Source organism: Actinomadura sp. SCN-SB (assembly GCF_043906805.1).
In the GTDB taxonomy this organism is placed as follows: Bacteria; Actinomycetota; Actinomycetes; order Streptosporangiales; family Streptosporangiaceae; genus Spirillospora.
Window position 1 is genome coordinate 1 of sequence record NZ_JBIMPP010000034.1, and the last position, 24,862, is coordinate 24,862.

23 protein-coding genes are annotated in these 24,862 nt (G+C 69.7%); 16 read left to right on the plus strand and 7 right to left on the minus strand.

Going from position 1 to position 24,862, the window contains the following annotated elements:
- Nucleotides 1–201 (minus strand): hypothetical protein (locus ACGWYJ_RS21750; protein ID WP_395108071.1); only part of this gene is annotated, 201 nt, incomplete at its 3' end.
- A 939-nt stretch (nucleotides 202–1,140) separates the two neighbouring features.
- Here ACGWYJ_RS21750 and ACGWYJ_RS21755 point away from each other — a divergent pair.
- Nucleotides 1,141–1,536 (plus strand): hypothetical protein, encoded by a 396-nt coding sequence (locus ACGWYJ_RS21755; RefSeq protein WP_395108072.1) that lies wholly within the window; start codon nucleotides 1,141–1,143, stop codon nucleotides 1,534–1,536.
- Nucleotides 1,537–1,740: 204 nt separating this feature from the next.
- On the opposite strand, the gene ACGWYJ_RS21760 is transcribed toward ACGWYJ_RS21755, so the two are convergent.
- Both ACGWYJ_RS21760 and ACGWYJ_RS21765 read right to left on the minus strand, forming a co-directional pair.
- On the minus strand, nucleotides 1,741–2,160 hold the full coding sequence (locus ACGWYJ_RS21760; protein WP_395108073.1) for a hypothetical protein: 420 nt from the start codon (nucleotides 2,158–2,160) through the stop codon (nucleotides 1,741–1,743).
- Nucleotides 2,161–2,389: 229 nt separating this feature from the next.
- The gene (locus ACGWYJ_RS21765; RefSeq protein ID WP_395108074.1) at nucleotides 2,390–2,674 is read right to left on the minus strand and encodes a hypothetical protein; all 285 of its coding nucleotides are present in this window, start codon (nucleotides 2,672–2,674) and stop codon (nucleotides 2,390–2,392) included.
- Between the two features lie 260 nt (nucleotides 2,675–2,934).
- Between ACGWYJ_RS21765 and ACGWYJ_RS21770 the strand changes: the two genes are divergently transcribed.
- Together ACGWYJ_RS21770 and ACGWYJ_RS21775 are read left to right on the plus strand one after the other, a co-directional pair.
- Complete coding sequence (locus ACGWYJ_RS21770; protein ID WP_395108076.1) at nucleotides 2,935–3,351, plus strand: hypothetical protein; 417 nt, start codon at nucleotides 2,935–2,937, stop codon at nucleotides 3,349–3,351.
- 474 nt (nucleotides 3,352–3,825) lie between these two features.
- Nucleotides 3,826–5,223, plus strand: coding sequence for an IS1380 family transposase (locus ACGWYJ_RS21775; protein WP_395108077.1), 1,398 nt, complete (start codon nucleotides 3,826–3,828; stop codon nucleotides 5,221–5,223).
- 1,474 nt (nucleotides 5,224–6,697) lie between these two features.
- Here ACGWYJ_RS21775 and ACGWYJ_RS21780 read toward each other — a convergent pair.
- From ACGWYJ_RS21780 to ACGWYJ_RS21795, 4 genes are all read right to left on the minus strand, one after another.
- Nucleotides 6,698–6,877 carry a hypothetical protein gene (locus ACGWYJ_RS21780; RefSeq protein WP_395108078.1) on the minus strand — a complete coding sequence of 60 codons (180 nt, stop codon included), beginning with the start codon at nucleotides 6,875–6,877 and terminating at the stop codon, nucleotides 6,698–6,700.
- 35 nt (nucleotides 6,878–6,912) lie between these two features.
- Nucleotides 6,913–8,370: a helix-turn-helix domain-containing protein gene (locus tag ACGWYJ_RS21785; RefSeq protein WP_395108079.1), complete on the minus strand. Its 1,458-nt coding sequence runs from the start codon at nucleotides 8,368–8,370 to the stop codon at nucleotides 6,913–6,915.
- A gap of 177 nt (nucleotides 8,371–8,547) precedes the next feature.
- Entirely contained in the window at nucleotides 8,548–8,964 is a 417-nt protein-coding gene (locus tag ACGWYJ_RS21790) for an ATP-binding protein (RefSeq protein WP_395108080.1), read from the minus strand.
- 349 nt (nucleotides 8,965–9,313) lie between these two features.
- Nucleotides 9,314–12,223, minus strand: coding sequence for a BTAD domain-containing putative transcriptional regulator (locus tag ACGWYJ_RS21795; RefSeq protein WP_395108082.1), 2,910 nt, complete (start codon nucleotides 12,221–12,223; stop codon nucleotides 9,314–9,316).
- 277 nt (nucleotides 12,224–12,500) lie between these two features.
- Between ACGWYJ_RS21795 and ACGWYJ_RS21800 the strand changes: the two genes are divergently transcribed.
- From ACGWYJ_RS21800 to ACGWYJ_RS21860, 13 genes are all read left to right on the plus strand, one after another.
- Nucleotides 12,501–13,691 (plus strand): cytochrome P450, encoded by a 1,191-nt coding sequence (locus tag ACGWYJ_RS21800; protein ID WP_395108083.1) that lies wholly within the window; start codon nucleotides 12,501–12,503, stop codon nucleotides 13,689–13,691.
- A gap of 2 nt (nucleotides 13,692–13,693) precedes the next feature.
- Nucleotides 13,694–14,338, plus strand: coding sequence for a hypothetical protein (locus tag ACGWYJ_RS21805; protein ID WP_395108084.1), 645 nt, complete (start codon nucleotides 13,694–13,696; stop codon nucleotides 14,336–14,338).
- Between the two features lie 5 nt (nucleotides 14,339–14,343).
- Entirely contained in the window at nucleotides 14,344–15,147 is an 804-nt protein-coding gene (locus ACGWYJ_RS21810; protein ID WP_395108085.1) for a hypothetical protein, read from the plus strand.
- A gap of 22 nt (nucleotides 15,148–15,169) precedes the next feature.
- The gene (locus tag ACGWYJ_RS21815; protein ID WP_395108086.1) at nucleotides 15,170–15,898 is read left to right on the plus strand and encodes an SAF domain-containing protein; all 729 of its coding nucleotides are present in this window, start codon (nucleotides 15,170–15,172) and stop codon (nucleotides 15,896–15,898) included.
- 3 nt (nucleotides 15,899–15,901) lie between these two features.
- The gene (locus ACGWYJ_RS21820) at nucleotides 15,902–16,741 is read left to right on the plus strand and encodes a hypothetical protein (RefSeq protein ID WP_395108087.1); all 840 of its coding nucleotides are present in this window, start codon (nucleotides 15,902–15,904) and stop codon (nucleotides 16,739–16,741) included.
- Nucleotides 16,738–18,180 (plus strand): CpaF family protein, encoded by a 1,443-nt coding sequence (locus ACGWYJ_RS21825; RefSeq protein ID WP_395108088.1) that lies wholly within the window; start codon nucleotides 16,738–16,740, stop codon nucleotides 18,178–18,180. The genes ACGWYJ_RS21820 and ACGWYJ_RS21825 overlap by 4 nt, the downstream gene beginning before the upstream one ends.
- Nucleotides 18,180–19,076: a type II secretion system F family protein gene (locus ACGWYJ_RS21830; protein WP_395108089.1), complete on the plus strand. Its 897-nt coding sequence runs from the start codon at nucleotides 18,180–18,182 to the stop codon at nucleotides 19,074–19,076. Before ACGWYJ_RS21825 ends, ACGWYJ_RS21830 begins: the two co-directional genes overlap by 1 nt.
- Entirely contained in the window at nucleotides 19,073–19,966 is an 894-nt protein-coding gene (locus ACGWYJ_RS21835; protein ID WP_395108090.1) for a type II secretion system F family protein, read from the plus strand. The genes ACGWYJ_RS21830 and ACGWYJ_RS21835 overlap by 4 nt, the downstream gene beginning before the upstream one ends.
- Nucleotides 19,967–20,052: 86 nt before the next feature.
- Nucleotides 20,053–20,265 (plus strand): hypothetical protein, encoded by a 213-nt coding sequence (locus ACGWYJ_RS21840; protein WP_395108091.1) that lies wholly within the window; start codon nucleotides 20,053–20,055, stop codon nucleotides 20,263–20,265.
- Nucleotides 20,262–20,663, plus strand: a complete 402-nt coding sequence (locus tag ACGWYJ_RS21845; RefSeq protein WP_395108093.1) for a hypothetical protein — start codon at nucleotides 20,262–20,264, stop codon at nucleotides 20,661–20,663. Before ACGWYJ_RS21840 ends, ACGWYJ_RS21845 begins: the two co-directional genes overlap by 4 nt.
- 104 nt (nucleotides 20,664–20,767) lie before the next feature.
- Nucleotides 20,768–21,130 carry a hypothetical protein gene (locus ACGWYJ_RS21850; protein WP_395108094.1) on the plus strand — a complete coding sequence of 121 codons (363 nt, stop codon included), beginning with the start codon at nucleotides 20,768–20,770 and terminating at the stop codon, nucleotides 21,128–21,130.
- Between the two features lie 6 nt (nucleotides 21,131–21,136).
- Entirely contained in the window at nucleotides 21,137–21,595 is a 459-nt protein-coding gene (locus ACGWYJ_RS21855) for a pilus assembly protein TadG-related protein (protein WP_395108095.1), read from the plus strand.
- 44 nt (nucleotides 21,596–21,639) lie between these two features.
- Entirely contained in the window at nucleotides 21,640–24,576 is a 2,937-nt protein-coding gene (locus ACGWYJ_RS21860) for a BTAD domain-containing putative transcriptional regulator (RefSeq protein ID WP_395108096.1), read from the plus strand.
- The last annotated feature ends 286 nt before the right edge of the window (nucleotides 24,577–24,862 follow it).

The window sequence follows — 24,862 nt, forward strand, 5'->3', positions numbered from 1 at the left end:
CTTAGACACCCCCGCGGCCAGCGCGATCGCGCTAACGGTGCCGCCAGGGTTGGCCGCCAGCGCGCCCTGCACGGCCGCTGCCGGGCCGTCCGCGTGCGTCTCGGCACCGGTACCCGGCGCGGGGTTCTCGCGCGCCGTGGGGCCATTCGGGGCCGTTTCGGTGCCGTTGCCGTCGCGGGCGGCGGTGTTTTCCTTCGCCATTGCCAAAGCTCCTTCTGAACGGGGGCGGCGCCATTTCGGTGGTGCCGCGTTTCGTTGTTCGGAGCTCGACCATCGCTCTGCCCGAACGGCCTCGCAATAGAAAATCGCGGGTTTCTCGCTTACCACAACGGCTGGAGAGGCTCACCTGCCAATCCCGCCACTATCTCGAAAAAACACCACCAGTCAAGCCCGTCGGCCACCTCGAGCCGTAAAACGACCGGCTCGCCTTCTGCCCTGCCGTGAACGGCTGGGCGGCCTTACCTGGCCGGCTGGCGGAACTCACCCGCAAAAACTGGCCGATTCTTCTTGACTTGCCGATGAATCGAGGTTCGATCGACCCACACCCAAAAACCAGCCCGCTACCAGAAAAAGTCACATGACACGAAGGCGAGAACACAATGAGCAACCATGAAATGACGGCGCCGCACTCGCGCGCCAGGGTTGGGCATAACCACGTCGTTGAGCCGTTCAGCCCGCTACGCCCGCCTGGGGAATGCCCGCGCTGTGACCTGCGGCGCGCCGACCACGCCGCCCGCGGAATCGTTGATCACACTCATGAGCCGTTGCCCTTCGGGCGCCGCAAGCCCTACGGACAATGCCCGCGATGTGACCAGCTCCATGACGGCGCGGCCCCACGCCGCGGACACCGGCAACGGGCGCGGCGCCAGCAGGAGCAACGGCAGCAGGCGATCCGGGCGCATTTCGCGCCGGGCGGCCCTCATGACCGCGGGGAGTGCGGGCCGGTGTGCACCGCCTTCGACGCGTGATTCATCCTTTCCTCATCCCTCAACGGCTGGATGGACTTACCCGCCCGCAATGCCACCCAGCCGGTAAAACACACCCCGATTCGGGTTGACTTCGCTGCACCCCGAGATTCAATCGAGGTGACCGCAAAAACACCAGAACCGCCGAACGACAGAAACACGCCAGGAGGGGATCATGTATATCAGCGACATGGAAAGGACGGTTATCGCAAACGCCGGTTTGACGATTGGGGACCTGGGTCATTTCGCCGAAGCCAGCGCTCTTCACCACGCGGTCATCGACACTGTGATCGAGGCCGCCCGCACCATTACCCGAATCGAGGAGGATCTCCGGGAGAAGATCAACACCGGACGGCGCGATCTTGACACCGCCCAGGCCGCCCTGGACGCCGGGCAGTGGCTCAACCCCAGCGGGATCTTGCAGGACACCGGGCGCATGATCGACACGCTCGCCGCGCGACGACAGGACGCCTACCGGCACCTGACCGCGGTATGCCGAACCGCCGCCGCGCTGCCGCACCCGAACATGATCACAGGCGAGCGGGCATCCGCCGACTCGGCCGCGCCATAGCCGCACGCTGGGCAAGGCCCGCCGGGTGCGGCGCCCGGCCCGGCGGCGCCATCAGGGCCACCTCGAACACGGCTCGGCTGTGCCGATTGCCGGGCTGTCCCCCGCCGGCGGGGGCTCGGTGATGGCCGTGTCCGGGCCATCGGCAACGCGGCCGCTGGTCTCGACACCGGGGTCGCGTTGCCGGGCACGGCGGCTGGCCGCCCGTCAGGCCAGCCAGCCGCACGCCTCCCAGTCCACCCAGGTGGCGCCGCAGCACCAGCATCGGTCATCGAGATCGGTGATCGGGGTGAAGGTGCCGCACTCGGCATCCGGGCAGAACTTCAGACAGCCGTACTCGGTGCAGGGGGTCAGCTCGAACACCCGCTGGTCGAACTGCTCACTGATCCCGCGGCCGCTGTCCACCCGCGCTACCGCGTCGCGGTGCTCGGCCGAGCGCCCTTCGGTGCGGCAGGTGCAGTAGATCTCGGCGACCCCTTCCACTGCGGTTGCCTCGGCGTCTTCGGGATCGGGCTGGGCTTGCGCCCAGTCCTTGATCTGGTGCGCCAGGGCATCCAGCGCGCGCATGACCTCATCGCAGGTGTCCGGCTCGGCTTCGGGCAGGTACCCGGCCTCGGACTCGATCACATGCCAATGCCGCACCGCCGACCGTGGGGGCGACCCTGGAGCGGACTGTGGGGTGGTGTGCGTGGACGGTGCCGTCATTGCGGCTCCTCCTCTCCTTCGCCGCGCCGTGCCATGTCGGCGACCCGTTGGGGGGTCGGGTCATCCGGGGCGAGGCCCGCCCTCGGCGGGCGGGCATCACCCTGGACGCCCCGGCTTGGGGCGTGCGGCACTTGGCTCAGCACCTGCCGGTTCACCCGCAGGAGCCAGCTCGCTCCGCCATAAGGTCGTCGGTGATCTGCGTGAGCGCCGTGGCCAATGATTCGTCCGGCAGATCCAGCGCCTCCGGATTGCCCGCGAGCAGATCATCACGGGTGGTGATGATGAACGCGCCGGTGTCACACAGCGCAGGCCACCGATCGGTCAGGAATGTCCGCACACCCCTGCCCGTCCAGATCAGATAAGGGTTCCCGCCGCCCTCGCACCAGCGGCGAAAACGCGCCACATGATGCGCTCGCACGACAATTGAATTGCCCATGACACCTCCTATTCAAATGTTCGGTTCGGCGTTCCGTCTTGCCGTTCCACCACGAGGTTCGCTCTGCGCTATCCCATAGTCAAGGGCGATTTCGAACTTTTTCCCAGCCCTAAACGGCTGGAGACCCTTACCTAGCCGGAGATGACGGCCAGCCGGAAAATAACACCCGGCCACGGCTTGACTTCACCCGAATACGAGATCTAATAGGGGTAACGGCAAAACACATTGAACGGTCACCGGAATGGAACGGGAGGCACGCAATGGAAACGGCACCGTTTACGATCTGGTATGACGCCGAGATCACCGCCCAGCACCTACGGGTCGGTCACCCGATCCGGCATGATGACATTTACGCCACCGTGAAAGTGATCATCCGGGACGAGGCCCGGCGCCGGGTGATCGTCGAGGCGCGCGGGGATGATGACGGCCGAACCTATGTGTTCGAGTTCCCCTACGACGCCGGGGTGGAGGCCGGGATGATCATCCAATACGGCATCGAACGCCCGGAACGGGGCGACATCTACGCGATACATCCCAGTCACGGTCCGCGAGCACGCCAGCTGGCCCTGCGCTACATGCGTACGCACGGCGGGCGGCTGATGACACGGCACGTCATCCCGGACACCGCCACCGACCTCGGCGTCATGCCTACGGATGAGTTCGCGCCCGCCCGGTGATCAGGACCTCACCCGCGCCCTCGGGCCGGGGCCGGGCTCACACGCCCCTGGCGCCGGCCCGAGGAGCCTCGCGCAGCGCGCGTCGACCCCCATGCACCTCATCCACTCCCTGAGTCAGCATCACGGCCGCCCACAACACCGCACGACACCGTCAAGCCACCCGCCACTACAACATCACCACCACGCCGGGCACCGCCCCGCTCCCTCGACAGAGACGACTTCTAGAGAGAGTCGGGTGGACCATCGGCAAGGACAAATCCGCCGCTACCAGCAGCGTTAGTACCCGGCGGGTATACCGACCTGGTCGGTACCCCCATCGGCATGGGCTCGACCGCGTGCCCTGGGAAGGGTAAGCCTCGATCCACCGGTTGATTGGTGTTCAGGTTGCGGAAACGGCAAAAGGGATGCCCCGTGGCCTGCGATGATGGGCTTGTCTAGGGTCCAGCAGCGCAGAAACAACGAGGCATCCCGTAAGTGCAATCCTCTCATGTCTCATCGGCGGTGGCTGCCGCGTTCGACGAGCCGAACCTGATCGCCGATGCCGGGCTGGTGCCGGTGGTGCGGCTGGCCGAGCGGGCGGGGTTGCCTGGGTTGGCGGCCGAGGCGCTGCGCATCGACGGTGCGCGCAACAGCGCTGGTGCCGCCCCGGCCGCGAAGGTGATGTCGCTGGTGGCGGCGATGTGCGCCGGAGCCGACAGCATCGATGATGCCGACCGGTTGCGGCACGGGGCGGTGCCGATCGCGTTCGGCGGGGTCCGTGCACCCTCGACGCTGGGCACGTTCCTTCGCTCGTTCACCCACGGCCATGCCCTGCAGCTGCACGCGGTGCACCGCCGGCTGCTGGCCGAGCTGGCCAGGCGGACGCCGCTGCTGCCCGGCGCCGACCAGGTCGCCTTCATCGACGTCGACTCCACCCACCGGCGGGTGTTCGGCCGCGCCAAGCAGGGCGCACAGATCGGACGGTTCAAAGGCGTACGCACCCTGCATCCGCTGCTGGCCACGATCTGCACCCCGATCGCCCGCCCGATCGTGGCCGCGGTGCGGCTGCGCCAAGGCAAGTCCGCCGACAGCCGGGGAGCAATGCGCCTGGTCACCGAGGCTCTGTCCACCGCGCCGCAGGTCGGGGCCACCGGCATTCGCGTACTGCGCGCCGATTCGCAGTTCTACAACGCCGATGTGGTGGCCGCCTGCCGCCGCGCGGGGGCCTATTTCTCGATCACCTGCGGCATGAACCCGTCCATCAAAGGGGCCATCGCCGCCATCGGCGAGGACGCGTGGACGCAGATCCGCTACCCCACCGGTGTGATCGATCCCGACACCGGCGAGCTGATCTATGACGCCCAGGTCGCCGAGATCGGCTGCTACACCGCCTTCACCGGACGCCGCAAGGCCGAGCAGGTCACCGCGCGGCTGATCGTCCGCCGGGTGCGTGATCTGGCCAAACCCGCCACCGTGGGTGAGCAGGGCGAACTGTTCCCCGCCTGGCGCTATCACCCGTTCTTCACCGACAGCCCGTTCCAGACCCTGCAGGCCGAGCGGCAGCACCGCCACCACGCCGTGATCGAGCAGGTCATCGCCGACGGCAAGGCCGGACCCCTGGCCCACCTGCCGTCTGGACACTTCAACGCCAACGCCGCCTGGCTGGTGCTGTGGGCGATGTCGTTCAACCTGCTGCGCGCCGCCGGCGCGCTGGCCTCGGCCTTCCACGCCAAAGCCACCACCGCCACCATCCGCGCCCACCTGGTCAACGTCCCCGCCCGGCTGGCCCGCTCAGCACGCCGCCTGCTGCTGCATCTGCCCCGCAACTGGCCCTGGGCTGATGCGTGGATGCACCTGTTCACCACCGTCCACGCCCCACCCGACAGCGTTTGACCTGCCATTATCCACCGCCCGACCGGGCCCGACCGGAACCAAACACGTGGAAAAGCTGGGCAGACCAGCCAATCAGCCCTGCCCGCCAGCCGCCGCCAACCCGACAAACCTCACCGAAACAGCCGAGAGACCAACCTCGAACCACCATCGGTGGATTGAGGGTAAGCCACTGTCGGAGGCTGGTTAGGGTCGGGTGCCCAGGTTCCTACCTCGTGCTTGTGCCTATAGTCCCATGCTTGTGCCTACATCGCTGCTGACCTCTGGGATTGGCCATCTAGTCCGCACATCCAAGCGTGTCAGACCAGCGGTGGCCCGCATCGTGCCTACCCGGGTGTCTAACCTCGTTTAGGCGTGCCTAGGCAGGATGTGGCTCGATTGGCGTATCTGCCTAAATCGGCTCTGACCTGCGCGTCTTGGAACAAGCGCCAATGGGTCAGCTTGCCGGCGGCGGCCCCGGCATCCTTGGCGCCTGCACGTCCGTCGTTTCCGAGCCGGGTGCTGGCGCCCGGGCCCGCGAGCACGCGTTGGCCAGCAGTCCGCCGGTCAGGGCGAATTCCAGGGCCACCGGCGAGCCCCCGTGTATGTACGGCTGACAGAGATACCGGGACCACGATGCAGGACGGGGTTAGCCGCCGTCAGGCCGACCGGATGGTCCAGGAGAAGAGTCATCTCCCGGCGGGATGAGCCAGCCCTCGAGGTAGCGGCACCGTTCGAGGCCCACGGCCAGAGCGGAGACAGAAGATCACACCATCGCGTGTGACGGTGTGATCATAGGAGCGGGTGACCTACAGGAAGTAGGCGTCCGGCTTATCTTCGATAAAGCCGGGAGGGGTGACGGCGCACGGCGGCGGGTTCTTGCGACGCTGCAGAGCCTCCCGCGCAAGACACAGGCACATTCACAGGGCGGTGCGGGCGTAGTCTTCGTGCATGGGCGGGTCTAGATAGGGCCGCTGCTGAACACAGCGCGGCCCGCCGACGAAGGCGATCCAATAGCCCAGCGGGAAACCGCACAATCCGCACAACCGGTCCGTGCGATCTGGTGCACCTTGACCGAATCGAGCGTGGCGGAGTCCGCCCGTCCCGCTGCGTTGATCACATTGGCGTAGCGGACGGGAAGTTTACGGCGCGAGCGGACCGGCAACCGGGCCAGCCGCTCCGACAGCTCCGGCAATTTCGCGCGCATGCGGATGCTCCGCTTCGGCGAAGGGGATCTGGTCAGGAATCCGACTAGGTAGGTAGGTAGGTAGGTAAATGCAAGGTGTGGGAGGGGCGCCGCCACGGCCGGTGCCGGGCGGCCGGGTGAGGCGATGGGGAACGTCCCGGGCCGCTGCACCGCGCGTGGTGACCCACGTCGGAGGGGAACGGGGATGGCGTGCGTACCCGGTCCCCTGCCTTCACCCGCTGCGTGCCACGAACAGGTTTGTCGTCGGGACCGGCCAGATTAGGGTTTGATTCAACGGCGTTCGATGCGCTGTCAGCCGGGGCCGCAGTGATAGCGGCGCCAGTGCCCGTCCACCCACCACCGCACCGAGTAGTCGCGATCGCCCTGCTCGGCGCGCGGTGGGGCATGGAACGCCGCACCGCGTTCGGCCAGCCGGGGGGTGAGCTTGCCCCGCAGCTCCGGGAGCCGCTTGGGGTCCGAGCACCGCCACATCGGTCCCCCTGCAGGCCCTGTGAGCCCTGCTGGGCCTAGACATGGGGTTTTAGGCCCATTGCGGCCAGCGCCCGCTGGTAGTACCGCAGGCGCGGAGCCTCCACCTCGTCGTGATCGCGGTCAGCGGGGTGCGGTGGGGCTAGGAGGTCGGCGGCCTGCAGCCACGCCTGTGCGGCCTGTCGACGTGGGCCGTGGTGTTCCAGGAGTTCGGCGCGGCGCACCAGCGCCGCGATCGCGTCGTCGCGGTCGCCGAGCCGGTCGCAGGCGGCGGCGAGCACGGCCAGAGCTCGCGCCCTCACCCAGTCCGGGACTTGCTCACCCGCGTCTGTGGAGTCGGCGGTTTCGCCGGTTTCTGGGGGGTGGAGGGCCTGGCGGGCGTGCGCGGCGGCCTGGTCGGGGCGCTGCAGGAGGAGCTCGGCCTCGGCCAGAGCGGTGAGGGTTTGGGGTGTGGCGCCGGTGAGGGCCGCGCGGGTCAGCTGCTGGGTCAGCAGATCGCGGGCGCGTTCGGCCTGGTCCGGGCGAACGCGCAGCAGCAGGGCCGCGCACCGGGCGTGCCACTCGGTGGCGCTGCGGAACGCCTCGTCGGCCTCCAACAGGTGCAGGGCACGTTCGGCCCACTGTGCTGCCTCCCCCAGATCCCCGAGGGTCTCGGCGACCAGGACGGCCTGCTGATAGGCCTGCAACCGGGCGTGCGGGTGGCCGGAGTCCTGGGCCATCTGCAGCAGCCGGGTGCAGGTCTGGCGGGCCAGCAGCACCTCACCGGCATCGGCGAACACCTCCACCAGCACGGCGCCGATCTGCACGGCCGCCTCGGCGGCTTCGACGTCACCGCCATCGGTGGCCACAGCGGCGATGGCGAAGGCGGGCCCGGCGCTGCGGGCGGCCAGGGCGTGATCGTCGTTGCGGCGGTGGCACCGCGCCAGGGCGACCTGCAGGGTGGCCCACTGCGCCCAGCCCGGCCACTCCGGCCGGCCAGTGAGCGCTGAGGGTTGATCGGAGTGCTTCGGGAGCCCCGCGGGCGCGACGATCGGGTCGATGGCATCCAGCAGTGGCTGGAGCGCAGCGATCGCGTCGTCGAACCGCCCCGTGGCTTCCAGCGCCAGGGCGGTGGTGTGCTGCACCTCCACGTGCAGTTGTGGGATCGGGGGCAGTTGCGCAACCTCGGCCAGTATGTCGGCCAGCTGCTGCAACCGGGCCAGGGCCTGCTCGGGGTTGCCGGTGTACAGGGCGCGCCGCGCCTGGGCCAGCCCGGTCTTCAGCTCGGTCAGCGTCGTCTCCGCTAGCCCGCAGGTCAGGTAGTCCACCGAGCAGCCCAGCCGCTCGGCCAGCGCCTCGACCACGGCCGCCGACGGCGTGCGCTTCCCGGATTCGACCAGCGAGATGTAGCTGTCGGACAGATCCGGCTTGGCTAGCGCCGCCTGGGACATGCCCTGGCGCAGCCGCATCTCCCGGACCCGATCCCCGAGCCGACGCGCGGAAGGATGGTCAACCAATGGTGTGGTCCCTTTCTGGTCATCAAGCCCAGCCGGGGTACGCCGTGCAGCGGGAGGAGATCAGGTCGGCGACACACCGTCACGACACACCGCTACGGCACGCCACCGCACGGCGCGGCATGCTGACGCGCGCGCTGAGGGGTGCCGTGGCGCACCGCATACGGAAAGGAGCGGGTGTCAGGTCGCCTGGAGCGCCGGGGACGGTTCCAGGGCCAGCAGCGCCCACACGGTGTGACCGCTGGCTGGGCTGCCGTCGACGCCCACCAGGGCGGCCAGGTCCTGCACGACCCGCAGCCCATGTCCGTGCTCGGTGAGTGCGTCCTCGTTCTCCGGTGCGGTGCACGGAAGCTGCGGGGTGGGGCGTCCGCCCAGATCGTGAACGGCCATACGGGCGTAGCACCCGAGGGCGATTTCGACGCCGAACCAGCCGCCCGGTTCGCCCGATCGGGTGTGCAGCAACGCGTTGCTGACCAATTCGGTGAGGATCAACTCCGCGTCATCGGCGCGGCTGGTGTGGGCCAGCAGCATCGCCGACCACGACCGTGCCCGGGCGACTTGATCGAGCCGCCCGGGGAAGACCCGCCGCCACGCCATGGCACCGTTTCCGCACAGCCATGCCGCGGGGTGATATGCGTTACCGCCTGATGCAGTCATCGTTTCCGCAACCTCCTCGACATCCCGGCCCGGCGCCACGTGGGCTTGTTTTCGGTGGTGGCACCGGAGGGATATCGAGCGCCGACTTGCCAATCCTGGTCAAGTCCCGCCGCAACGCCATGGACTGCGTCGTATAAAATGGGACTGCACTAAGCCCGCGTGAGTGTTTGGCAGTGGAGAAGTGCTGCCAGCGGTAAGTGCAATCATCGCCTTGGGTCCTGTGGAATTGCTGCGGACCGTAGGCAGTCGGGATGCGGCACCGTTTAGCACGTCAGTACTAAACGGTCTATTAGGGCGGGTCTGTTTTTCTGTGGTATTCGGCCAGCGTCGCCTGTAGTTCGTCCGCCGGACCGCTCAGCCCCTGGCGTCGGTAGGTGGCGATGCCTTCTTCAAGAAGGTTGATCGCTTCGCGCGGGCGATTGGTGGCCTGGTAGCTGGTGGCCAGTAGGCGCAGGCAGTAGGCGGTTTGGATGCCGTCACGTTGCATCTGGAACGTCTGGAGGGCGTCGGTGAGCGCTTCGATGGCGTTGGCGTGCTGATCGAGGTGTTGGTAGGCCAGGCCCATCTGCTGGCGGAAGTGGGCGCCGCCGCGTTCGTGGCCTTCGAGGGCGCACTGCCGTATGCCCTCCTCACAAAGGTCGATCGCAGCGTCATAGTGGCCGGCCAGCAACCGGGTCCGCAGCAGTGCATACAGGCCGAATCCGATGTAGACGGTGAGGCCGAGATCGTGGGCGATGGACAGGGCCTGCTGGCAAAACTGGATGCCCTGTTGATGGTGCCCGAGTTGGCTCAGTGTCAGCCCGAGAATGCGCAGGCAGGTGAACTGCGCGTGGCTGTCGGTGACCTGGCGGGCCAGGTCCAGTCCGTGTTCGGCGTCGGCGTGGGCCTCAGATAGTTGACCGAGGGACTGGTGGCAGTAGCCGCGCAGTCCGTAGGCGCGGGCGAGGTTCACGCGGTCATCGGCGCCCTCGAAGCCAGCGATGCAGGTGTTGAACAGGGGCAGGGCGCGGGCAGGGCGGCCGCGATCGGCGGCGATCACGGTGCCCGCCCGCAGGCGTGCCCAGGCGGCAAAGCGTTGGTCATCACCGCGGTCGGCAGCCGCGCCGACCAGGGTCCACAGGCGCTCGGCGTCCTCGTGGTAGCTGTGCAGGTGCAGATACGCCGCGAGGTGGTCGGTGAGCTGCGCGCCCAACTGGTAGAGCCCGGCGGCGCAGGCGGCCTCGATGGCCGCCAGCAGATTGGTGCGCTCGGTGGCAAGCCAGAGGTGGGGCTGGTCGGTGACCAGCCGACGGGTGGCCTCGCTGATCACGCTCGGGCTACGTGCGGGCTGGGGCGGCGGGAAGTAGGGAATGGGCGGTACCGCGGCGTTGGCGAGCGCGGTCAGCTCCAGCCACGCGTGGAAGAGGCGGTGGCGGGCAGCCTGGGAGCCGGGGTCGGTGTCGGCGCGTTCGGTGGCGTAGTCGCGCAGCAGGTCATGCAGCCGGTAGCGCGGCTGTCCGAGCGCGTCGACGCCGGCAGCGGCCAGCAGCGAGTGATCGACGAGGGTGTCGATCACCTCGTCGGCCGCCGGTTCGTTGAGGAGGACGGCGGGCACCCATCCGGCGACATCGTGCGGGCCGACCAGGGCGAGCCGGTGGAAGGCCCGCGCCGCCCGCCCTTCGAGCCCTTGGTAGCTCAGGGCGATGCTGGCGCGCACGGCCTGGTCGTCGGCGACCAGGGCGTCCAGGCGGTGTTTTTCGTCGGTGAGCATGCGGGCGAGGTAGGCCAGCGGCCAGGTGGGGCGTGCGGCCAGCCGCTGCGCGGCGATCCGCACGGCCAACGGCAGCCCACCGCACGCGGCCACGATGTCGTCGGCCGCGTCGGGTTCGACATCGACCCGGGCGGGGCCGATGATCTGGGCGAGCAGCCGCAAGGCGTCGGCATCCTCGAAGGGGTGCAGCGTGGTGGCGTGGGCGCCGGCCAGCCCGATGAGCTGCCTGCGGCTGGTAACGATCACCGCGCAGCCGGCCGTGCCGGGCAGCAGCGGCCGGACGTGCTCGGGCGAGGCCGCGTCATCGATCATCACCAGCACCCGGCGCCCGGCGAGCTGGGTGCGGTACAGGGCTGCGCGCTGGGCTGTGGTCTCGGGGATGTCGGTCGGCCGTACCCCCAGGGCGCGAAGGGCCTCGCTGAGGACCTCGTGCGCCGAGCGGGGGTGGGCGGAGGATCCGGCCAGGTGGAAGTACAGCTGCCCGTCGGGGTAGGACGCGCGGGCGGCGTGTCCGACATGCACGGCCAGCGTGGTCTTGCCGACCCCGGGCGGTCCAGAGATCTGGATGATCGGAACGGCGGTGTGCTCACCAGCCGGCGACAGCAACTCGGTCAGCTCGGCCGCCTCGTTGGCGCGGCCGGTGAAGTCCATGACATCGGGCGGCAACTGGGAAGGAATCGCCGCGGCCTGGTGCGGCTTGAGCACGGCGTCATCGGCCTGGATGCGCCGCCGCAGCCGGCGCAGTTGGATGCCCGGCTCGAGATCTGCGTGCGCGGCCAGCGCGGCTTGTGCTTCCTCGAAGGCGTGCAGCGCGTCGGCTTTGAGATCGCACCGGTACAAAGCGAGCATCAAATCGGACCACAGCTGCTCATTCAGCGGATCGCGGGCAACCAGAGTGCGCAGCTCCGGCAGCAGATCGTGATGCTGGCCCAGGGCAAGCCGCGCCTGCACCCAGGCGTTTTGGGCGTCGCGATGCTCCTCGGCCAGCCCCGTGACCAGGGCCTTCATCGCCGGAGTGTCCGGCAGCAGGTCGCTGATCGGTGCATCCTGCCACAGGTTCACCGCCGCCCTGAGCCGCTGGATGGCGGTGAGGTGGTCGCCGTGGCGCAGCGCGGCGCGGCCTCGGCGGTGCAGGTCGCGGAAGGAATCCACATCGACCCGATCACGCCCCAGATCGATGACCAGGCGGTAGCCGACGTCGTCGGTCACCAGCCGGTCAGGCGGCAGCACCTTGCGGATCCCCCAGATGCAGCTACGCAGCCCGTGCAAGGGATCTCCGCCGCTGCCGTCCGGGCCCCACAGCAGGTCGATGAGCCGCTCGGGCGTCAGGGCGGTGTTGCGGTGCAGCACCAAAGCGATGAGCGCCGCGCGGATCAAGGGCCGGGTTACCGGGGTTGGCTCGCCTTCGTCAGAGACGACCTCGACCCGTCCCAGAATGCGAAGCTCCATCCCCGTGTCCCCAGCAGGCGCTACGTCCCCGTCCGTGAACAAGCAGCCTTACAGAGGCGGATGTGACTTGTCATGGCCGGATGCGGCCACGGTGTGAACCACTGGGCGAACCTAGGCCCCGCTGCCGATGACGGGGCGATGACGCTTTTTTGATCCCACGGACTTACCGTCGATTCACTGCTCCCTGACGTCCCTGCCGCCAGCCAAGCGTTCCGGAAGCGGTAGCCCCGGGGAGCGGGCCCACGGTGACGATCACACGCAGGGAGGTCTTCGCCCGATGACGGGACAACAGCAGGTGCGCCGGTACCCGTCCCAGCAGCCACGCCTGGATCTTGACCCGATGTTCGCGCAGCTGCGCCACAGCGAGCCGGTGACGCGGATGCGCTTCCCCACCGGGCAGGAGGCCTGGCTGGTGACCGGGTACCAGCACGCACGCCGGGTGCTGTCAGATCCGATCTTCAGCCGGGCCGAGGCCACCTCCTCGGTGATCGGGCCACCCGAGGCGAACCTGACCGCGATGGACCCGCCCGAGCACACCCGGATCCGCCGCCTGGTGGTGGGCCCTTTCACCCGGCGGCGGATCGAGCGGTGGCGGCCCCGCACCCAGCAGATCACCGACGAGCTGCTGGAGGCGATGATCGACGGTGGTGCGCCCGCCGACGTCGTCGAAGGGCTGGCGTTCCCGCTGCCGGTCACGGTCATCTGCGAACTGCTCGGCGTTCCCCCTGGTGACCGGCAGCAGTTCGGCGCGTGGGCCGATGCGTTCCTGGCCACGACCGCCTTCACCCCACAGCAGATCACCGGCGCCCGGCAGGCGCTCGCCGACTACCTGGCCGGCCTGATCGCCCAACGCCGCCAGCACCCGCGTGACGACCTGCTCAGCACGCTCATCCGCGCGCGGGATGTCGACGGGGCGCTGTCGGAGACCGAGCTGGTGAACCTGGGCGTGGGGCTGCTGGTCGCCGGATACGAAACCACGGCCAACCAGATCACGAACCTGACCTTTACCCTGCTCACCCATCCCGAGCAGCTGCAACGGCTGCGACATCATCCCGACCAACTACCCTCGGCGATCGAGGAGTTGCTGCGGTTCGTTCCGCTCGGCGCCGATGCCGGCATGCCCCGCGTCGCCACCCAGGACGTCCAGCTCGGCGGTGTGCTGATCCGCGCGGGAGACACGGTGTACGTAGCTCGCCCCGCGGCCAACCGCGACGAAGGCGTCTTCCCCCACGGCGAGACCCTGGATCTGTCGCGCGACCCCCAAGTCCCGCATCTGGCCTTCGGCTACGGGATCCACCTGTGCCTGGGCGCTCACCTGGCCCGCATGGAACTCCAGGTGGCCCTCGGGACGCTCCTAGCCCGCCTACCCGGCCTGCGCCTGGCCATCCCGGCTGACCGGCTGCGCTGGAAGACCGGACTGCTGGTGCGTGGCCTGACCGAACTGCCGATCTGCTGGGAAGCGAGCTGACCATGCAGCCGAACCGTCCCCCCAGGCTCTCCGCACACCGAACCATCACCCGGACGTGGGCGCCAGCCGGTCATCAGCAGCAGGCGGCAGGCACGCTCCGTCCTCGCCGCGGCGCCCTGGCCGGCCTCACCTGTGCCGTGCTGGTGATGGCACCAGGGTGCGGCGGGGACTCCAACGTCACATTGCCGACCAAGAACAGCACGATTCCTGCGCCCCCATCCTCGCCCGTACAGGCGTCACCGTCGGCCACTTCTGACGCGGACGCGATCAAGGGGACCTATCGGCAATATTCAGCGCTGCTGAGCCGCGCCGACAGGCTGCCCGCCAGCACCCGTCGCCAACAGCTGTCTGCGTACATGGTCGATCCCCAACTCACCCGGGTGCTGCAGCGCGTCGAGGAACTGCACGCCAACAACCTGACTTTCTATGGATCGGTTGTCGTGCACATCACCAACGTGCGCGCCAAAGGCAATACCGCCACGCTGCGCGACTGCCAGGACTCCAGCAACAGCGGGCTGATGAACGCCACCACCCGGAAGAAGGTCAACCGAGGGGTGAAGGAAGATCACACCGAGGCGTCCTTGGTGAAGGAAGGTGACGGGAAATGGCGCGTGAGCAAGGTGATCGGGCTCGGCCAGGGATGCTGATGCACGTGGCCGTCATCGCCGTCGGCGGGCTGGTCATCAGCGGCCTGACGCTCGCTCCTTCAGCCGCCGCAGCCCCGCCCAAGGAACCGATACCTCCCTCTACCGACCCAGGCGGTTACCACCTCGGCGCCCGCCAGGACGGTCAACAGGGCAGTAACAGCAACGGCGGAGACACCGGCGGCAGCGACGGCGCTACCGGTGACCCCGCCGGCGGGGACACCTCGGGCGAACAGCCCCCGGAAACATGTCAGCCGGCGCTCGGCGACTGGCTTGATGTCGCATGCCAGATGCTTCAAAGGCCCGATGCCGATGCTGATTCTGCGCCTGCGGTAACACCCGGGCAGTTGGCGACGACGCGCTGGCAGCAGTTGCCGATTCCGCTGCCGCAGGTGCGGACCGCGCCGCCTCGTGGCACCGACGGCCTGGTGGGCCTGCCGCAGTGGTTCTGGATCGCCAACTGGTCGGCTCGTACCGCCCGCGCCCAGGCCGGCGCGGTCTGGGCCGAGGTCACCGCCCGGCCCACCAGCATGACGATTCATCCGGGCGCGGGACTGCCGTCGATCACCTGCCCCGGTCCGGGAACGGCCTATGACCCGGCTCGGTCAGCGGCCTCGCAGCAGTCGGACTGCTCCTATACCTATCCGCAGTCCTCAGCCGCCCAGCCGCGCGGCGCCTACCGCGTCACCGTGACGGTGGTATGGGGCGGCACATGGGTCGGCTCGGATGGCAGCGGGGGAAGCCTGCCGCCGTTGAGCCGGTCCACCAGCTTTGCGCTGCGGATCGCCGAGGCACAGGGCCTGTACGGATGAGTACGGATAAGAGGGGGCACGCATGGCGCCGCTGAGCAAAACCCCGCCCAAGACGGCACACGATCCCCATCCCGGGGCGGGCGATGGGCAAGCCCGCCGGCCAGCTCCGCGGCTGGCCCGGCAACGCCGGCCGGGCTGGATCGCCGCCGGGGTGATGTTAATGGCCGTAGCCGTACTGGCCAACGTGTACCTGTTCCGGACCTCCAGCGAGCGGGTGTCGGTGGTCCGGATGGCGCGGGATGTCCCGGTCGGGCAACAGATCACCCGCGCGGATCTGAACACCGCCCTGGCAGCGCTGGATTCGCAGACCTCGACCATTCCCGGCCGCCAATTGCCAGAGGTAGTCGGCCAGCGCGCGGCGGTGGATCTACGCCAGGGCACGTTGCTGGCGGCCTCGCAAGTCACGACCCAGCTGACGCCGCAGCGCGGCCACGCTCTGGTCACGGCGGCGCTCAAGCCCAGCCAGCTACCGCGCGGCCTGGCCCCGGGCTGGCAGGTACGCATTGTCGCCACCACCGGCGCCACCACCGGTACGCAAGGCCAGCCGCCCGCCGAGCAGAACACCGCGGGCGGCCCCGGGCAGAGCACACCGGCCCGGGATGTGCTCGCGAGTGTGGATCAGGTGGGCGGGCCCGATGCCGACGGCGTGATGACGGTGTCGCTGCTGGTGGCCGATGCCGACAGCAGCGCGGTGGCGCGGCAAGCCGCCACCGGCCAGATCGCCCTGGTCGTGACCGCGAGAGGAGGCTGAATCGTGGCGTTGTACTGCGTGATCTCACCCGGCGGAGCACCCGGGGCGACCACGACCGCACTCGGCCTGGCGCTGACCTGGCCACGGGAGGTGGTGCTGGCCGAATGCGATCCGGCCGGCCGCCGGGTGCTTCCGGGGTTCATGGCCGAGCGGCTTGCTCAGCCGCCCGGGCCGGGCCTGCTCGGGCTGGCCATGGTGGTGCAGCCCGACCCGACCGTGGCCGCCGCCACCCTGAACGACTACACCATCCCCCTGGCCGAGGACGGCCACGCCAGGCTGCTGCACGGGATCCGCGATCCGCGGCACCTGCCCAAACTGACCGCCTTGTGGCAGCCCCTGGCCGAGACCTTCGCCGCGGCCGAGGTGGATGTCATCGCCGATCTGGGGCGTGTCGGTGGCGCCGACACTCCCTTTCCGTTGCTGGCCGCCGCGGATCTGATCGTGATGGTGCTGCACCGCACCCTGTCCCAGGTGGACGCGGCCGTGCCGCGGCTGGAGGTCCTGCGCGGCGCACTTGATCACCAAGTGCCGGTGGCGCTGTGTGTGGTCGACGACGGCGCTTACAAGACCACGGACGTGCAGCGGGTGTTGTTCGGGCTGCCGGTGCTGGGTGAGCTCCCGCATGCTGCGGCCGATGCCCGGGTGCTGTCCGATGGCGCCGAGCCCCGGTTGACCTTCCGCACCTCACTGCTGGTGCGCGGCATCGACGGCCTGGGACGCCGCATGCGCAAGACCGTCGAGGAACGCGCCTTCCACAGCGGTGCCCGCGGTGGTGCCCGCGGTGGTGCCCGCGGTGGTGCCCGCGGTGGGGTGGCCGTGGCGCCAGCGGGAGGTGGCCAGTGAGCCGCTACCCCTGGACCACGGTCTCCTCGGCCGTCAATGGCCAGCCTGGGTTCACGCCAGCCGGCGGCCAGCACACCGCGGCCCCGGACGGCCCGGCCGGGCATGGTGAGCAGGACCCGGCGGCGTTCTGGGCGGCCGTGCGGGAGATCTCCCAGCGACTGATCGACGTGCTCGACGATCAAGTGGACCGCCAGCACGCCCGGCTCCTGATCGCCGACCAGGTACGCACCTGGGCGCACGAGCAGATGACGGCCGGTCAAACGGCGGGCGGTGAGCCGCTGCTGCTCTCGGCGCAGGCCCAGCAGCACCTGGTGCGGGCGGTCTTCGACCACCGGTACGGGCTGGGGTTGCTGCAGCCGTATCTGGAGCGCTCCGATGTGGAGAACATCGTGGTCAACGGCTGCGCCCAGACCTGGATCACCTACACCAACGGCGTCAAAGAGCCCGGCCCGCCGGTCACCGAAACCGACGAGGACCTGGTGGAGTGGATCCAGCTGCTGGCCCGCCGCGGGAACACCGGCCGGGAGTTCTCCCACGCCAACCCGCTGCTGGACGCGGCGCTGGCCGACGGGGTGCGCCTTGCGGTGGTGCACTGGGTCTCCCGCCGCCCCCATCTGGCGATCCGGGTGCACCGCCTGGTCGATGTCACCCTGGACCAGCTGACCGGACTGGGCACGCTCACCCACCCGCTGGAGCAGTTCCTGCGCGCCGCGATCAAGGCACGCCGCAACATCATCGTGTGCGGGGAGGTCAACACCGGCAAGACCACCCTGGTGCGGGCGCTGGCCAACCAGATCGACCCCGATGAGCGGATCATCACCCTGGAAAGCGACTTCGAGCTGTTCCTGGACGACCCGCGGCTGGCGCACCGCCACCACGACGTGGTCGCCCTGGAAGCCCGCCAGGCCAACTCCGAAGGCGTCGGACAGGTCCGGCTGCAGGACCTGGTGCCGGCCAGCCTGCGCCTCAACCCCGACCGGGTGATCGTCGGTGAGGCCCGCCAGGGCGAGTTGGCCCCGCTGCTGGAGGTGATGTACTCCGGGGCCCGCGGCTCGATGGCCACCGTGCACGTGCACCGCCCCGAGCACGTGTTCAACCGGGTCATCCAGCTGGGCCGCCGCGCCGGCCTCGGCCTGGAACCCGAGGACCTGCACCTGATGTTCGGGCTGGCCGAGCCGCTGATCGTGTACCTGCAGCGCGACCCGGGCACCAATGCCCGGTTCGTCTCGCACGTGCTGGAGGTCGGCCCCCCGGCCGATGCGGCCGAGCCCGCCCGCAACCACATCTTCGTCCCCGGCCCCGACGGGCGCGCCACGGGTGCGGGCGGGCATATCAGCGCCGAGTTGATGCAGGAGTTGTCCACGGCCGGGTTCGACCCCGCGCTGATGGCGGCCGGAGGGCTTGACGCGCCGGGGTCCAGCGCACGGGGTTGGTCCTGATGGTGCTGTTGGCCGCGTGTGCGGGCGGCTGCGCCGCCGCCGCCCTCCTGGCCCTCGTCACCGGCATCGTCGGCACGTCCACAAAAGCCGGGGAGGGCCGTCCACCGGCCCGCTGGCGTGTCTGGGTGCGCGCGGCGACGGCGCCGGAGCGCCGCCATCGCCTGACGGCGGCGCTGGGGACCGCGCTGCTGGTGCTGCTTATTCTCCGGTGGCCGGTCGCGGCCCTGGCCGCCGGCGTCGCGGTGTATGCGCTGCCGCCGATGTTGTCCGGGCGCGAGCCTCATCGCCGCATCGCCCGGCTGGAGGCGCTGGCGCAATGGGCGCGGCGGCTGGCCGAGGTGATGGGCGCCAGCCGCGGCCTGGAACAGGCGCTGACCGACAGCGCCCGCATCGCCCCCACCCCCATCGCACGGCCGGTCGGGGTGCTGGCCGACCGGCTCAACAACCGCGCCAACACCGAACACGCGCTGCGCGCCTTCGCCACCGATCTGGACGACCCGATCGGTGACCTGATCGCCACCGCCCTGGTCCTGGCAGCCAAACGCCGCGGGCCGGGCACCCGCGAGGCCCTCGCCCTGCTGGCCGACGCCGTAGAACAGGAAGTTCTGGTGCGCCGCGAGGTCGAGGCTGAACGCGCCAGCCTGCGCACCACCCTGCTGGTGATCGTGCTGTCGGTCGCAGGCCTGAGCGCGCTGTTCATCTCCTCCCGCACCCTGGCCGCCCCGTACGGCACCCCGCTCGGCCAGGCCGTGCTCGCCGTGGTGACCGCGATCTACACCGCCGGGCTGTGGTGGATGCGGCGGCTGGCCGTCCTGACCACCGGCACCAGATTCCTCCACAAACCCGACCCGGCCTTCACCGCCAGCTCCGACAGCCAAGGAACAGGACTATCATGATCGCACTCGCCGCCATCGCCGGCCTGCTGGCCGCGCTCGGCCTGGTCGTGATCGCCCGCGAGCTGCGACCGGCCCCACCCCGCCTCGACCTTGCCCTGGCCCGCATCCAGACCACCGCCCTGCCACCCCCCGCCCCCACGAGCGCGACAGGCCGCAGCGACCGGGTCGGGGCCTGGCTGGCCGACCGGCTGGCCCGCCCCGCTGGGATCCTGGCGATCCCACGCACCGATCTGGCGCTGCTGGACCGCACCGTCGAGCGGTTCATGCTGGACAAGCTCACCTTGTTCCTGGCCGGTCTGGTCATTCCCTCGGTGTTCTTCAGCCTCTCGGCGCTGGTGGGAGCTTCGGTGCCGTGGACGGTTCCCGTGCTGATCAGCCTGGTGCTGGCCGTGGCACTGTCGTTCACCCCCGAGCTGAGCGTGCGGTCCCAAGCGCGCCAGCGCCGCAAGGACTTCCGGTATGCCTTCTCGGCCTATCTGCAGCTGGTGGTGCTGGAACGCGAAGCCGGCGCCGCGCTCAACGCCGCCCTGGAGGAACCGGCCAAGGTCGCCGAAGGCTGGCCGTTCCGCCGCATCCACCACGCGCTGGCCCGCGCCCGCCGCGGCCAGCAACAACCCTGGCGGGCCCTGGCCCGGCTCGGTGAGGACATCGGCGTCCACGACCTGGTCGACCTGGCCCACACCGCCCAGATCGCCGGCGGCGAAGGCGCCAAGATGCACGACGTCCTGGTCGCCAAGATCGCCGCCATGCGGCACGAGGCCTCCGCCTCGGCCCGATCCGAGGCCAACACCCGCACCACCACCATGTGGGTGCCCACCTCCCTGCTGATGCTCGGCTTTGTGATCCTGGTCGGCTTCCCGTTCTTCTCCCGGCTCCTGGGATCCGGCTAACCCCACACCGCACTCCGCGAAGACCCACGAAGGAGGCAACAATGAAACATCTCCGCCGGTTTTCACCGCTTTCCCTCGCGATCCCGATGGCCTGTCTCCTGGCCCACCTGACAGCCCACCTTCAGCTGGCCGTCGAGCGCTGGCGCAGCGCTCCCGATCGCGACCGTGGCTCGAACGTGGTGGAGACGATCATCATCGTGGCGGGGTTCGCCGGGCTGGCCTTCACCATCTACCTCGCGGTCTCCGGAAAAGTCCAGGGCTGGATCAACAAGATCCCCGGAGCCTCCGGTCAGCCGTGAATCCCACCGCCGCCACGCCCTGCCCACGCCGCACAGACGCCGGCTCGGCCGCCATCTCGATCGCCATCGTGTTCCCCGCCATCGCCATGCTGTTCCTCGCGCTGGCCCAGGCGGTCATGGTGGCCGCCGCCCGCGAGGTCGCGCTGTCCTCCGCCGAAGAAGGACTGCGCGTCGCCCGCGCCCACGACGGCACCCCCGCCCAAGGCCAGAACGCCGCCATCCGCTTCGCCCGCCGAGAACCGGTCCTGGGCTCACCGGCCATCACCGTCTCAGGCACCACCACCATCACCGTGCAGGTCCGCGGGCGGGCCCCCTCGATCTTGCCGGGCGTGCATCTGGACGTTTCCGAGTCCGCCCGAGGCGCGCGGGAACGCTTTACCACACCGCAACAGCCATGATCGGCAACAGGCTCCGATCAGCCCTCCGATCAGCCAGGGGCGGCCGCTCCTGTGCTGCCAGGGACGCGGGGAACGCCGTTGTGGAAGGAGCCATCCTGGCGCCGTTGTTCATCCTCTTCCTTGCAGCGTTGCTGGTCGGGATGCGCATCCAGCACGGCAGTGCGGCCGTCAGCCAAGCCGCCGCCGACGCGGCCCGCCAAGCCTCCATCGCCCGCACCTCTAGCCAGGCTCACGCTGCCGCGACCACCAGCGCGCTGGCCACCTTGCGCCGCAAAGGGCTGCATTGCGGCCCGCGGGTGACACTCGAACTGTCCGGCTTTGACCGCCCGGTCGGCCAGAGCGCCACCGTGACCGCCCACGTGACCTGCACGATCGAGCTGGCCGACGTTGCTGTCGCGGGCATGCCCGGCTCGCGCACGGTCACCAAGGTCCACCGATCGCCCATTGATCCGCACCGAGGCCGGTGATCAACCATGTTCCATCCACGGGCGAAAGCAGCGGCGCTGCGCAGGCGGCCTGATCGCGACCGGGGCGGGCTCAGCATCTTCACCGCCATCATCACCCTGGTCGTGGTGGTGTTCTTCGGCGCCATCGTTGACTTTGAACGCAAGCTGGAGGCTCGCCACGACGCCAGCATCGCCGCCCAAGAGGCCGCACGGGCCGGCGCCGGCCAGGTCAACCGCGACCGTGCCTACCGCAGCGGCACCTTCGTCGTCGACCGCCCTGCTGCCCTGCGCGCCGCCGAGAACTACCTGCGGACCAGCGGCTATGCCGGGTCGGTCACGGCGGTGGGCACCCGCAGCATCCGCGTGCGCGTCACGATCACCAAGCCCACGATCTTCCTGTCCCTCATCGGGATTTCGTCGGTGCACTCCGATGCCGTCGCGGTCGCCGATTTGATCTCCGGTGTCCAAGGTCCCGATCAGCCATGAGCCCGCACCCAGCACGCTCACTGCCTCGCCGGACCATGGAGATCGTGCGCGGCCTCGGCGCGCTCGTCGTCATGGCGCTGCTGCTGGCCGGTGTGCCGATCACCCTCTACCAGGTTGGTGGCTCTCCGCTTCCGCACACACTCCCGACCTGGTCGCAGGTCACCACGGCGCTCACCCAGCCCGACACCGACAACACCCTGTTCCTGGGCGCGGTGCGGATCATCGGCTGGGCGGCCTGGTGCCTGTTCGTGGCCACCACCCTCACCGAGGCCGCCGGTTATCTGGCCGGTCGTCCCACCCCGCGGCTGCCCGGGCCGATCCGGCCGATGCAGCACCTGGCCCGCGATCTGGTCGCCATGGCCGCTCTCACCTTCAGCACCGCGGCCCCCATCACCAGCCCGGCCGCCGCCCCCATCACCCATCAGACCGCCACCGCCGACCCGGCGCTTTCCACCCCGGCGACCGCCTCCACCACCGCCAAGGCCGCCGCGCCCACCTCTCACGACACATCAGCCCCCGCCACCAGCGGCGCGGCGCATCGGCCAGAACGTCGTCCCTGGCATATCCGCCTCATCAAACGCGGCGACACCATGTGGGGCATCGCCCGCCGCCACTACGGCTCCGGCACCCACTACCCGAAAATCTTCAAGGCCAGCAAGGACCTCAAGCAACCCGACGGCCTCCCTGGCCTGAGTGACCCCGACGAGATCTATCCAGGACAGCGCGTCAAGATCCCGCACCCCACCAAGGGCCCCGAGCGATCCCCCTCACCCACTGAACCTCCATCGGCGCCTCCAGAGCAGCCCCGCCCACCAGAGCGAGAAGGCCCGCCCTCCTCCACAGCGACCCCCGCCCCCACCACGCCGCGGCCCACACCGCGGCCCACCGAGCCGACACCGGCGCCGTCGCCGCCGCAGACCGGCACGCCCGGCTCCACATCCCAGCCCGCCCCCAGCGGCGCCGCACCGTCCCCGACAGGCCCGGCCACGGCCCCACCGACACGCCAACCGACGCACACGCCCCCAACACCCTCCGCGGCGCCGACCTCGACCGCGCCGCAGGCGCCCGGTGATCGCAACGAGCCGTTCGCGGTGACGCTGCCCACCGGCGCCTACATCGGTCTCGGCCTGGCCGCCGCGGTCAGCCTCGCGCTGGCCGCCACCCGTCTGCACCGCCGCCGGCGCCGCCCCCACACGCAACAGTGGCCCCGCCCCGCCCAACCCGAGCCGCCCCCGCCACCGGCGGTGGCCACCGCCCGCAAAGCCCACCTAGACACCTACGCCGACCGCGGCGAACCGATCCCTTCAGACGCCGACCTGGTCGCCGCCGACCTCACCACCCCCACCCCCACCCACATCACCATCGGCGTCCGCAACGACCAAAACCTCACCCTGCCGCTGGCCGGACTCAGCCTGGGCCTGGACGGACCCGGCGCACCCGACGTAGCCCGCGCCATCGCCACCGAACTGCTGGCCAGATCCCACCGCTACCGGGTCGAACTCGTCATCCCCCAACCCGACGCCCACACCCTGTTCGCCGACACCGACGTGGACCAGCTCGCCGACGCCGCACCGGGACTGGTCATCACACCCTCACTGAAGGCAGCCATCGTCCATCTGGAAGCCGAGTTCGTCCACCGCGCCCGGCTCATGCAAACCACCGACGACCCCGACGTGCCCAGCCTGCGCACCACCGAGCCAGGCGAACCACTGCCCGCCATCGTGATCATCGCCTCGGTGCCCCAGCAAACGGCCCCCGCGCTCCAGGCCATCCTCCAACTCGGCCGCCCCTACTGCGTCGGCGGACTCCTCCTCGGCGAATGGCCCGCCGGAACCACCCTGCGCATCGCCCCCGACGCCACCATCACCCGCGCCGACGGCCCCGACGCCGACACCCTGGCCGGAACCCGCCTATTTCACCTCGGCACCGCCGAAGCCGCACAGATGCTGGCCACCATCCGCACCGCCCACGGCGCCCCCGACCCCCCAGCCCCCGCCCAAGCTGGAGCTGCCGAACGCCCAGACACCGGCACCACCGACCGGCAGGGCGCACCCGCACCGCACGCCCCCGACAACGATGCAGCCAACAACGATGCAGCCGACAACGATGCCGCCGTGAAGGCGCCGCCGCACCCACCCAGACCGGCCGATCAGAGCCAGCAGCGACCGGTTCAGCTGCACCTCCTCGGCCCGATCCGCCTCGAGGCAGCCCAAGCACCCATCACCACCGGCCTGCGGCGCAGCGCCCGCGACCTGCTGGTCTACCTCGCCCTCCACCCCGACGGCATCACCCGCGAACAAGGCATCGACGCGCTATGGCCCAACCGCGACCTCGAAGCAGGAACGCCGCTGTTCCACACCTCCATCAACAACATCCGCAAAAACCTGCGGAACCTCACCGGGCTCCGCGAACCCATGTTCGTCATCCACGCCGGCGGCCGCTACCGCCTCGACCCCCACCTCATCGAGGTCGACCTATGGACGCTCCTGCACGCCCTCGACCAAGCCCACCACGCCACCACCGACACCGACCGCCTCCACGCCCTGCAACAGGTGCCCGAGCTGTACACCGCAGAACTCACCAACGACCTCACCTACGAATGGGCCGAAACCCACCGCGAAAACCTTCGCCGCACCGCCACCGACGCCCTCGTCCACCTCGCCCGCCTCACACAACAAGAACACCCCGACCAAGCCGTGGCCGTCCTCGAACAAGCCCTCCACCACGACCCCTACTCCGAACCCCTCTACCGCTCCCTCATGCGCCTACAAGCCCGCCTCGGCCACCCCGACGCCGTACGCCGCACCCACCAACTCCTCACCAACCGCCTCGCCGAAATCGACCTCGACCCCGACGAACAAACCCACCAACTCCTGACCACCCTGCTACACCAACCACCCCGACCACCCCACCACCAACCAGAGAACGCACCCCCAACCAGGACGGACAGAGCCCCTCAACCACCGAGCAGCCAGCACTAGCCGCATCGGATTCCTCGGGCGTTAGGGGCAAACAGCACCGACGTGGCCGCGCGTCCGGGACGCCACCCGGTGCACCGTTTCCCGTACCGGGAGCGTGCGGGAACACAGATGAGCTGCTGTCATCGACCCGCGGGTTGCTGGCCGATCTAGCCCACCAGCCCCACGACGACCTCACCATGCGCCTTCACGCGCAGCGACAGCATCGGACACCCTGACCGCGGGCCTCAGCGGCGACACCGTGTGGCTGCCTCGACCAAGGCCATCACGGCGTCCCCGTCGCCGACCT

What these genes read in the sequence shown, in the direction of transcription:
- ACGWYJ_RS21755 (WP_395108072.1), top strand. Translation starts at nt 1,141, where the DNA reads ATGTATATCAGCGACATGGAAAGGACGGTTATCGCAAACGCCGGTTTG.
- ACGWYJ_RS21765 (WP_395108074.1), bottom strand. Translation starts at nt 2,674, where the DNA reads ATGGGCAATTCAATTGTCGTGCGAGCGCATCATGTGGCGCGTTTTCGC.
- ACGWYJ_RS21770 (WP_395108076.1), top strand. Translation starts at nt 2,935, where the DNA reads ATGGAAACGGCACCGTTTACGATCTGGTATGACGCCGAGATCACCGCC.
- ACGWYJ_RS21780 (WP_395108078.1), bottom strand. Translation starts at nt 6,877, where the DNA reads ATGTGGCGGTGCTCGGACCCCAAGCGGCTCCCGGAGCTGCGGGGCAAG.
- ACGWYJ_RS21790 (WP_395108080.1), bottom strand. Translation starts at nt 8,964, where the DNA reads ATGGCGTGGCGGCGGGTCTTCCCCGGGCGGCTCGATCAAGTCGCCCGG.
- ACGWYJ_RS21795 (WP_395108082.1), bottom strand. Translation starts at nt 12,223, where the DNA reads ATGGAGCTTCGCATTCTGGGACGGGTCGAGGTCGTCTCTGACGAAGGC.
- ACGWYJ_RS21800 (WP_395108083.1), top strand. Translation starts at nt 12,501, where the DNA reads ATGACGGGACAACAGCAGGTGCGCCGGTACCCGTCCCAGCAGCCACGC.
- ACGWYJ_RS21805 (WP_395108084.1), top strand. Translation starts at nt 13,694, where the DNA reads ATGCAGCCGAACCGTCCCCCCAGGCTCTCCGCACACCGAACCATCACC.
- ACGWYJ_RS21815 (WP_395108086.1), top strand. Translation starts at nt 15,170, where the DNA reads ATGGCGCCGCTGAGCAAAACCCCGCCCAAGACGGCACACGATCCCCAT.
- ACGWYJ_RS21830 (WP_395108089.1), top strand. Translation starts at nt 18,180, where the DNA reads ATGGTGCTGTTGGCCGCGTGTGCGGGCGGCTGCGCCGCCGCCGCCCTC.
- ACGWYJ_RS21835 (WP_395108090.1), top strand. Translation starts at nt 19,073, where the DNA reads ATGATCGCACTCGCCGCCATCGCCGGCCTGCTGGCCGCGCTCGGCCTG.
- ACGWYJ_RS21840 (WP_395108091.1), top strand. Translation starts at nt 20,053, where the DNA reads ATGGCCTGTCTCCTGGCCCACCTGACAGCCCACCTTCAGCTGGCCGTC.
- ACGWYJ_RS21855 (WP_395108095.1), top strand. Translation starts at nt 21,137, where the DNA reads ATGTTCCATCCACGGGCGAAAGCAGCGGCGCTGCGCAGGCGGCCTGAT.